Origin of the sequence: Streptomyces graminilatus (assembly GCF_001418565.1) — a bacterium.
Taxonomy (GTDB): domain Bacteria; phylum Actinomycetota; class Actinomycetes; order Streptomycetales; family Streptomycetaceae; genus Streptomyces; species Streptomyces graminilatus.
Map to the genome: position 1 here is coordinate 1 of NZ_LIQQ01000173.1, position 8,972 is coordinate 8,972.

The window sequence follows — 8,972 nt, forward strand, 5'->3', positions numbered from 1 at the left end:
GGCGGAGGGTGGCGGGGTCGATGTCGCCGGGGGCGCCCATGGCGTCGGCGGAGTCGACCGGGGCGACGTCGAGCCGGATGCCGTCCGGCGCCCCGGTGCCCCGGCTCACCACATGGATCAACTGGGCCTCCGCGAACTCCGGTCCGACATCGCGCCGGTCCTCGAAGGGCCGTATGCCGAGAGCCGCCGCGCCGGCCCGGAGTTCGGCCGACTGTTCCTCCGCGGCCAGTACGGCCCATACGGGGGTGCCGCCGATCTCCAGGGCGCGGACCAGGACGTCGGCGACCAGGAGGACACGCAGGGCGGTGGTGCCGAAACCTGGCGCATGCGCCTCCACACGGGTCAGGGCCCGGCGGGCCGGGGCGGCGACTACGGACTCGGCGGTTCGGGCGTCGTGGATGCGGAGCACGATGCCGAGCGTAACGCTCCGCTGGGTTGGCGGATCGTTTCAGCGCGGGTCGGTGGAGTGGTCGCGCTGTTCCTCGCGGGGCCTTTTGAGGTTGTTCGTTCGACTTACGGCCGGTGGGGGCTTGTCGCGCAGTTCCCCGCGCCCCTCAAACGGGGCCTCCGACCTCACGCTCAGCGGGACAACGGAGGGCCGCCAACGAGCACGCGCACAGGCCGCTGCTCCTCTCGGACCCATTCCAGGCTGTTCGTTCGGCTTACGGCCAGTGGGGGCTTGTCGCGCAGTTCCCCGCGCCCCTCATAAGGGCCCCTCCGACTTCCCGCGCCCCGGAAAGGGCTCCCCGCGCCGGGAATCAGTGTGCGTCGGTCGCTGTTGTCGGGCACGACAGTGGCTGTACGACATCACGAGGAGGCCGGGCGTGTACGGGGACCCGACGACGATCCGCAGGATACTGACCGAGCTCGGGGACACCTGGGCGATCGTCGGGCTGTCGTCGAACCGTGAGCGGGCCGCGTACCGTGTGGCCGAGGTGCTTCAGCGGCACGGCAAGCGGATCGTGCCCGTCCATCCGAAGGCCGAGACCGTGCACGGCGAGCGGGGCTACGCCTCGCTGGCCGACATCCCCTTCGGCGTCGACGTCGTCGACGTGTTCCTGAACAGCGGCCTCGCCGGTCGGGTCGCCGACGAGGCCACCGCCATCGGGGCCAGGGCCGTCTGGTACCAGCTCGGTGTCATCGACGAAGCCGCCTACGACCGTACCCGCGCCGCCGGTCTCGACATGGTCATGGACCGCTGCCCGGCCATCGAGCTGCCCCGCCTCGGGTGACCGACCGGCGGCCCCTCTACGGCACGCTCACTGTGCCGAACCGCCGGACCGGCCCCGGCGACGCAGCAGGAGGAGTCCGCCCGCCAGGGCGGTGATCCCGGTCGCGGCGGTCCAGGCGACGACGTCCGTCGAGCCGGTCGCGGCGAGGTCCTTGGGGGCCTTGCCGCTCGGGGCGCTCGCACCGGCCGACGGCGACGCACCAGGCCGCCCGCCAGTACCCGCGTTCCCTCCACCGGCACCGGCACCGGGGGCCGGGCTCGCGCCCGCGCTCGCTGCCGGGTCCGTACCGGGGCGGCTCGGGCTCGGGCTCGCGCTCACGATCGCCCTGTCCCGGGTGAACGCCAATGTCCCGAAGCCCAGTTGGTCGTATCCCCCGCTGTTCGGGCCGTAGTCGCCGCCGCCGCCCTCGGGGGACGCCTGGGCGGCGATGCGGGTCAGATAGGTCGCGGACAGGCCCCGGCGCTTGGTGTAGTGGTTGGCGATCATGGCCCAGACCGGGCGGATCATCTCCGGGTTCACGCCGGCGGCCTCGGTCGCCGTCTCGGTGCCCGACCAGACGCCCACCGCGCCCTTCTTGCGGGTGTTCGCCGTGTACGGCACCTGGCCGCCCATGCTCCACTTGGCCACGTACTGGGCGCCCTTGAGGAAGCGGCTGTCGTCGTAGCCGTACAGGTCGATGCCCTGGTTCCAGGCCATCTCGCAGACCGTGCCCATCAGGCCGACGCCGAGCAGCGCGTGACCCTGGTCGCGGCCCGCCTCGACCCATTCCCCGAGGCCCTGGTCGTCGTACACGACCGGGATGGCGTTCTTGACCGAGCCCATGCCCGCGCCGTGCTTGAAGTACTCGACGGCCCGGTCGATCCTGGCCCGGTCGTCGCAGAGGATGCCGACGGCCAGCACGCAGGCGATGGCCGTGAGGTCCCAGTTGGCCCAGTAGTTGGTGATGACGGCGCCGTTGTGGTTGGTCAGGAAGTCCTCGCTGAGCGGGCTGAAGACGTCCAGCATCATCTTCTGGAAGCGGGCGAGGTCGAAGTCGGGGTGGTCGCGGACGAGTTCGGCCGCGTTGGCGAACTGGTAGCCGTACAGGCCCGCCGCGAGGAACCGGTCGGCCGAGCCCGACAGCTCGGTCAGCTTCGCGGACCAGGCGTTGAGGATCGCGACGGCGGTGTCCCCGTACGCGCTGTCACCCGTGATGTGCCAGCGCAGGGCGTTCTGGTAGGCCGCGTGGATGTCGTTGTACAGGGTCCGGTAGTTCTGCGGCGTGCCGTCGCCCCGGTAAACCGTGGCCTGCGGGTTGGCCGTCCAGCCGCTCTGCGCATGGGGGTTGGCGGTCAGCCGGGCGAAGCCCGCCGTGTACGGCGCCGCACCGGCCTTCACCTTCCTCGCCATCCGGTCCAGATCCGTGCGGGTGTGCAGCATGCCCGGGTGGACGAGACCCGTGCCTGCGGCTGTGCCCGTGCCCGCGGCCGTGGCCTGCGGGGCGGCGAGGGTCGTACCGACGGCGACGGCGCCCGCCGTCGCACCCGTGAACTTCAGCATGCCGCGACGGCTGATCCCTGTGTTCAAAGCTCCGGTCCTTGGCTCTGGGGGGTGGGTTGCTTCTCCGAGTTACGGAGAGGAGACGCACGCCGGAGCCGCCGATAACGAAAAGTTCTCAGCCCACCGCCGGGACCGACACCGACATCAGCATCTCCAGCGGTTCGGTGCCGTCATTGCCGTACGTGTGGGGGACGCTCGCCTCGAAGGTGGCGCTCGCGCCGGCCGGGACACGGTGCTCGACCCCGTCGACCGTCAGCGTCAGTTCGCCCGCCGTGACGTGGAGGATCTCGAAGGTGCCCGCGGGGTGCGGGTCGGACGCGCTGCTGTCGCCGGGCATGAGGTGCCAGTCCCACAGCTCCAGCGGGCCCGGCGCCTCGGTGCCCGCGAGGAGCCGGTTGTAGCTGCCGGCGTCGGTGTGCCACAGCCGTACGGCCTGGTCTGCGGCGACGATACGGACCTTCGGGCCCTGTTCGTGGTCGAGCAGTGTGGTGATGCTGACCCCGAGGGCGTCACCGATCTTCACGACCGTACCGAGGCTGGGGTTGGTGCGGGCCTGCTCGATCTGGATGAGCATCCCGCGGCTGACACCCGCGCGAGCGGCGAGCGCCTCCAGGGTGAAACCGCGCTCGGCGCGCCAGCGCTTCACGCTGCGCGCCAGTGACTGGGTCAGCAGGTCGAGGTCCGACAACATTCCGTCCAAGTTCTCGTCCGACACTCTTGCTCTCTTGCTCTCTTGCTCTCTTGCTCTACGGCCTTGCGTTCGGCCTGTCTCAGCCCACCACCCCGAGTGCAAAATTATGAATGACAGAGTTCACTTCACTGCACTACCGTGTGATGCACCGGATTGTTCACTCCACTGTACTGCGAGGCGTCCCCATGACCGCATTCTTCGCCCTCGTCACCAGTCTGCTCTGGGGGCTGGCCGACTTCGGCGGCGGCCTGCTGACCCGGCGCATACCCGCGCTGACGGTGGTCGTGGTCTCGCAGTCGATCGCGGCGGTCGTGCTCGGCGCGATCGTGGTCCTGACCGGTGGCTGGAGCGAGGCCGGTCCGCGTCTGTGGTTCGCGGTCGCCGCGGGTCTCGCCGGACCGGTGGCCCTGCTCTCCTTCTACAAGGCGCTCGCCCTCGGCCCGATGGGCGTGGTGTCCCCGCTCGCCTCGCTCGGCGTCGCCGTCCCCGTCAGTGTCGGGCTCCTCCTCGGCGAGCGTCCCGGGCTGCTCCAGGCCGCGGGGATCGCGGTCGCCGTGGTCGGGGTCGTCCTCGCGGGCGGACCTCAGCTCAGGGGCGCGCCCGTGCAGCGGCGGGCGGTCCTGCTCGGTCTGCTCGCGGCGCTCGGATTCGGCACGGTGTTCGTCCTGATCGCGGAGGCGTCGACCACGCTCACCGGGCTGTTCCTCGCGCTCTTCGTCCAGCGGGTGACGAACGTCGCCGTCGGCGGCGCCGCGCTGTACGTCTCGGTCCGGCGCGGCGGCTCCGCCCTCCCGGCGGGCGGTTTCCCCTGGCGGCTGCTCCCCGCGCTCGGCTTCGTCGGCCTCGCCGATGTCGCCGCCAACGGCACGTACTCGACGGCCGCCCAGCACGGCCCGGTCACCCTGGCCGCCGTACTCGCCTCGCTCTACCCGGTGGTCACCGCTCTGGCGGCACGCGGTTTCCTCAGCGAACGCCTGCGCGCGGTCCAGGCGGCGGGCGCGGGCCTGGCCCTCGTCGGCACGCTCCTGCTGGCGACGGGCTGAGCACCCGGTCGTCGTGACCGCCGGCCACGACGACCTCCGGGTCAGGACTCGGCGCGTACGTCCCCGACGTGTACGTCCCCGACGGCCGGCTCCGTCAGCCGGGCCACCGCCGCCTCGTCCAGCTCCGCCAGCGCCCGCAACTGCTCCGGAGTGGTCCCCGCCGGTATCGGTGTGGGGGCCGGTGTCCGCAGCGGGGGCCGCCAGCCCTCGGCAGGCGTCCAGCGGCGTACGACCTTGGCGGGAGCCCCCGCCACCACCGCGTGGTCGGGCACCGTGCCGCGTACCACCGCACCGGCCGCCACCACCACGTTCCGCCCGATCCGCGCACCCGGCAGGATCACCGCGCCGGTGCCGATCCAGCAGCCGGGCCCGATCTCCACCGGCTCCATGCGCGGCCACTGCTTGCCGATGGGCTCGTGCGGATCGTCGTACGAGTGGTTGGTGGACGTCACGTACACATACGGCCCGAAGTAGCAGTCGCTGCCGATGCTGACCGTCGTGTCGGCGATGACATGGCTGCCGCGGCCCAGGACGACACCGTCGCCGATACGGAGGATGGGGTCAGGGCCGAGGTCGAGATCCGGCATCAGGCCCGCCGTCAGGGTCACCTGCTCGCCGACGATGCAGTGGGAGCCGAGTTCGATCCAGGGTTCACCGAAGACCGTGCCCAGCGGGAAAGCGAGTCTGGTACCTGTTCCCATGGCCCGGAAGGCCAGCCGCCCGGGGTTCTCGGCGGTCACGGAACCCGTGCGCCGCACCCAGTCCCAGCCCGCGTGCACCGCGCGCTGCGCCAGCCGACGCCGCCATGACGAGAACGTGTTCTTGGGCTTGGGCACCCGCACACCGTACTCACGGCCGGGCGGACCGGGCATGCCGCACACCTGTGATCTTCGCCCCACGGAGGTGGCGTACGGTCTGACGTACTCGAGGACCAGGAGGCGAGATGACGCACAGGGCGTTGATCACCGGCATCGGCGGCAGGGAACCGGAGGTGGACGGGGAGGCGTTCGTGGCGCCCATGTCCTCGGTGATCGGGGACGTGACCCTGGGGGCGGGCGCGAGCGTCTGGTACGGCGCGGTGCTGCGCGGCGACGTCGAGCGGATCACGGTCGGCGCCCGGAGCAACATCCAGGACAACTGCACACTGCACGCCGACCCGGACTTCCCCGTGACCATCGGCGAGCGGGTCTCCGTGGGCCACAACGCGGTGGTGCACGGCGCGACGATCGAGGACGACTGCCTGATCGGCATGGGCGCGACGGTCCTCAACGGCGCGGTGATCGGCGAGGGCTCCCTGGTGGCGGCCCAGGCACTGGTACCGCAGGGCATGCGGGTCCCACCGGGTTCACTGGTGGCGGGCGTACCGGCGAAGGTGCGGCGCGAACTGACGGAGGAGGAGCGCCAGGGCATCACCCTGAACGGCACGCACTACGCGGAACTGGCGAAGGCCCACCGCGAGATCCACGGCTAGACCAACACCTCAGGGGCGCGGGACTGTATCGATTTGCGGCTCCGCCGCGTGGGCGCGACAAGCCGCACTCAACCCGCGCCCAAGGTCACTCAGCCACCCCTACGGTCTCCGCTTCGGCCTTCCGCGAAGCGGACTTCGCCTTGCGCTTCAGGACCAGCATGGACGTCAGTCCGATAAGCACAGCCAGCACCAGCCCCAGCCAGGAGAACCGCTTCAGCCAGGACTCGGCGACGACACCCACGTAGTAGATGACCGCCGTGGTGCCGCCCGCCCAGATGATCCCGCCGAGCACGTTGGCGATCAGGAACTTCCAGTACGGCATCTTCAGCACGCCCGCCAGCGGCCCGGCGAAGATCCGCAGCAGCGCGACGAAGCGGCCGAAGAAGACCGCCCACATGCCCCACTTCTCGAAGGACCGCTCGGCCGTGGCGATGTGCCCCTCCCCGAAGTGCTTGGGGAACTTGGCGCCGAGCCAGGCCAGCAGCGGCCGGCCGCCCTTGCGGCCGATGGCGTAGCCGATGGAGTCACCGATGATCGCGCCGGCGCTCGCGCACGCGCCGAGGAGGACGGGGTTGATGTGGCCCTGCTGGGAGGCGAGCAGGGCGGCGGAGACCAGCACGATCTCGCCCGGCAGCGGAATGCCCAGGCTCTCCAGCCCGATGACCAGTGCCACCAGCGCGTAGATACTGACGGCGGGGATCGTCTCCAGCCATTCCTGCACGTGCACCGCCGGTGTCCTTCCGATCTAGCCGTACGCCCGGTACGTCCGTGTCCCCGGCGTGCACCCGGCCCCGGGCGCACGCCGAAAGCCTACCGGGTCAGGGTGACACCGAGGACTTCTGCGCATCCCACAAATCGCACTGGTGTTCCTGCGCGGTGGTCGCGCTCAGGACGTTCCCGCCGGCCGACCCGGTCCGCAGCGAGAGAACCAGACCGGGGCGGTCGGGCATCGCGGGCTGCCCGTCCGCGCGCGGGACACCACCGCGCAGGAAGGAGCCCCAGTACTGGACCATCTGCCGGGACAATGCCCGCTGCTCCGCGTCGAGCGGCGACTCCAGGCCGAAGTGCTTGAAGAGGTACTGCACCTCGTTCACATGGGTGGCCCCGAAGTCGAAGTCGGTGCCCAGGTTCCGCAGCGAGGCGAAGGGGGGTGCGGTGCGGTCGGCGAACTCGTACGTGTAGACCGGGCCGCGGGTCGCGAGCACGGCGTCGAGCCGCAGTGCGGCGCAGGCGAACAGTCCGTCGCCCTGCGCGGTGCCGTAGGCGATGGTCGGCGACGGGTACGCCGACAGCGGGTAACGCGCCAGCACGCCGTCGCCGTAGGCCGCGCGCATGACCGACGGGTACCGCTCGGCGGTGAGCGGAGTGCCGCGCACGTCGAAGGACGCGAAGGCGAACATCCGGCCCTCGTCCCGGTTGGCGCCGTTGAGTACCGGCACCCGTGCGGCGGCCCCGTTGGCGAACGCCTCGGCGGGCTGCGTGGGCAGGAAGGCGCCGCCGGTCACGGGGGCCCAGTCGAAGCCGCCCTGGGCGGCCAGGATCTCGGCGGCGGACTTGGCCCGCAGACAGGCGAGGGTGCCGGCACCGGAGCAGCCGAGCCGCTCGGCGAAGGCCGCGCCCTGTGCCGTCGCCGTGGGGTGCGGACGGGCCGAGCAGTCGTTGTAGGCGCCGCTCTGCACGATTGCCGCCCGGTACAGGCCCGTTGAGGTCGGCGAGGCCAGCTGGGTGCACACCGAACGGCCGCCCGCCGACTCGCCCGCGATGGTCACCCGGCCCGGATCACCGCCGAAACGGCCGATGTTGGCCCGCACCCAGCGCAGGGCCGCCTGCTGGTCGAGCATGCCGAAGTTGCCGGACACGCCGTCGGCCGCCTCGCCGTCCAGGCCCTCTGTGGCGAGGAAACCCATGGCTCCGAGGCGGTAGTTGACGGTCACGACGACCGCGCCGGTTCGACGCGCGAAGACGTCCGGCACGACATCCTCACCGGCGCCCGCGGTGAGCCCGCCGCCGTGCAGCCAGACCAGCACCGGGCCGCGTACGACGCCCTGCGGGACGTACACGTTGAGGTCGAGGCAGTCCTCGGTGTGGCTCGGCCGCTCGTAGCCGGGGTCCCAACTCGTCCCCTGTACACACCTGTTGCCGAACTCCCCGGCGGCACGCACGCCTTGCCACGGTGCGACCGGCCGCGGGGCGCTCCAGCGAAGAGCGCCGACGGGCGGCTGGGCGAAGGGAATGCCGAGGAACTGCCGTCCCTCGGCGGTGACTTCGCCGCGTACCCGGCCCGCGTCGGTGCGCACGACGGTCCCGCCGCCCGCGACCTGGGCCTGCGCCGCCGGGACGGGGGCCGCCAGCAGGGCCGCGACGGTGAGGAGACCGACCGCCGGCCGGCGCGGCGCTCGGCCCCCTCCGCTCCGCGACTTCCGTGACTTCCAGAACTTCTGGGGATCGATGTCGTTCATCGGCCGTCACTCCTTCTGTGGGGGAAGGTGATCGCGCCGGGGAAACTAGGACCGCCAGTGACTCGTGTCAATCATCTGGGCGAGGTGGGCATGGGAAGACCGGCGGCCCCCGTGACCGAGCCGACCGCGTCGATCACCGAGACGACGACGGGCCCCGGCGTGCCCAGCGGCCCCGGCGGCAGAGCGACGACGGTAACGGGCGCGGACTCCCCGTTGCCTTGGTCGCTGCCTTCGTCGGTGCCTTCGTCGGTGCCTTCGTCGGTGCCTTCGTCCGTGACGTACCGGGTGTCGAACCGCTGGTCCGAAGTGCCGTCGGGTGAGTGCGTGGGCGGCTCGCCGGATCCCGGAGTCCCGTCGCCCGTGCCGGACCCGGACCCCTGATGCCTGCCGTCCGGACGGCCCTCCCCTATCCCCTTCTGCCGCTGCCCGGACTCCCCGCCCTTCCCGCTGCCACTGTTGCCGCTGCTGTCGCCGTTCTCGCCGTTCTCGCCGCCGTCCTGCCGGTCGTCGCCCTTCCCGGCGGCGCCGCCGGCCCCG

At 71.7% G+C, this 8,972-nt stretch carries 8 protein-coding genes and 2 pseudogenes; 3 read left to right on the forward strand and 7 right to left on the reverse strand.

Annotated elements, in window-relative coordinates:
* Nucleotides 1-409, reverse strand: a pseudogene (locus AOK08_RS16220) (hypothetical protein); the annotation flags it as partial.
* A 415-nt stretch (nucleotides 410-824) separates the two neighbouring features.
* Here AOK08_RS16220 and AOK08_RS16225 point away from each other — a divergent pair.
* On the forward strand, nucleotides 825-1,232 hold the full coding sequence (locus AOK08_RS16225) for a CoA-binding protein (RefSeq protein ID WP_055526278.1): 408 nt from the start codon (nucleotides 825-827) through the stop codon (nucleotides 1,230-1,232).
* A gap of 27 nt (nucleotides 1,233-1,259) precedes the next feature.
* Here the strand turns inward: AOK08_RS16225 and AOK08_RS16230 are convergent, their stop codons facing one another.
* Both AOK08_RS16230 and AOK08_RS16235 read right to left on the reverse strand, forming a co-directional pair.
* Nucleotides 1,260-2,771: an alginate lyase family protein gene (locus AOK08_RS16230; protein ID WP_055526279.1), complete on the reverse strand. Its 1,512-nt coding sequence runs from the start codon at nucleotides 2,769-2,771 to the stop codon at nucleotides 1,260-1,262.
* 115 nt (nucleotides 2,772-2,886) lie between these two features.
* Complete coding sequence (locus tag AOK08_RS16235; RefSeq protein ID WP_055526283.1) at nucleotides 2,887-3,459, reverse strand: helix-turn-helix domain-containing protein; 573 nt, start codon at nucleotides 3,457-3,459, stop codon at nucleotides 2,887-2,889.
* 188 nt (nucleotides 3,460-3,647) lie between these two features.
* Between AOK08_RS16235 and AOK08_RS16240 the strand changes: the two genes are divergently transcribed.
* Nucleotides 3,648-4,505, forward strand: coding sequence for an EamA family transporter (locus AOK08_RS16240; RefSeq protein ID WP_055526280.1), 858 nt, complete (start codon nucleotides 3,648-3,650; stop codon nucleotides 4,503-4,505).
* 41 nt (nucleotides 4,506-4,546) lie between these two features.
* Here the strand turns inward: AOK08_RS16240 and AOK08_RS16245 are convergent, their stop codons facing one another.
* Nucleotides 4,547-5,341 carry an acyltransferase gene (locus tag AOK08_RS16245; protein ID WP_055526284.1) on the reverse strand — a complete coding sequence of 265 codons (795 nt, stop codon included), beginning with the start codon at nucleotides 5,339-5,341 and terminating at the stop codon, nucleotides 4,547-4,549.
* Between the two features lie 107 nt (nucleotides 5,342-5,448).
* Between AOK08_RS16245 and AOK08_RS16250 the strand changes: the two genes are divergently transcribed.
* The gene (locus AOK08_RS16250) at nucleotides 5,449-5,976 is read left to right on the forward strand and encodes a gamma carbonic anhydrase family protein (protein ID WP_055526281.1); all 528 of its coding nucleotides are present in this window, start codon (nucleotides 5,449-5,451) and stop codon (nucleotides 5,974-5,976) included.
* Between the two features lie 85 nt (nucleotides 5,977-6,061).
* On the opposite strand, the gene AOK08_RS16255 is transcribed toward AOK08_RS16250, so the two are convergent.
* The 3 genes and pseudogenes from AOK08_RS16255 to AOK08_RS16265 form a co-directional block, all read right to left on the reverse strand.
* Nucleotides 6,062-6,703, reverse strand: a complete 642-nt coding sequence (locus AOK08_RS16255; protein ID WP_055526282.1) for a DedA family protein — start codon at nucleotides 6,701-6,703, stop codon at nucleotides 6,062-6,064.
* 91 nt (nucleotides 6,704-6,794) lie between these two features.
* Nucleotides 6,795-8,435: a carboxylesterase/lipase family protein gene (locus AOK08_RS16260; protein WP_079054057.1), complete on the reverse strand. Its 1,641-nt coding sequence runs from the start codon at nucleotides 8,433-8,435 to the stop codon at nucleotides 6,795-6,797.
* A gap of 71 nt (nucleotides 8,436-8,506) precedes the next feature.
* Nucleotides 8,507-8,972 (reverse strand): annotated as a pseudogene (locus AOK08_RS16265) (hypothetical protein); the annotation flags it as partial.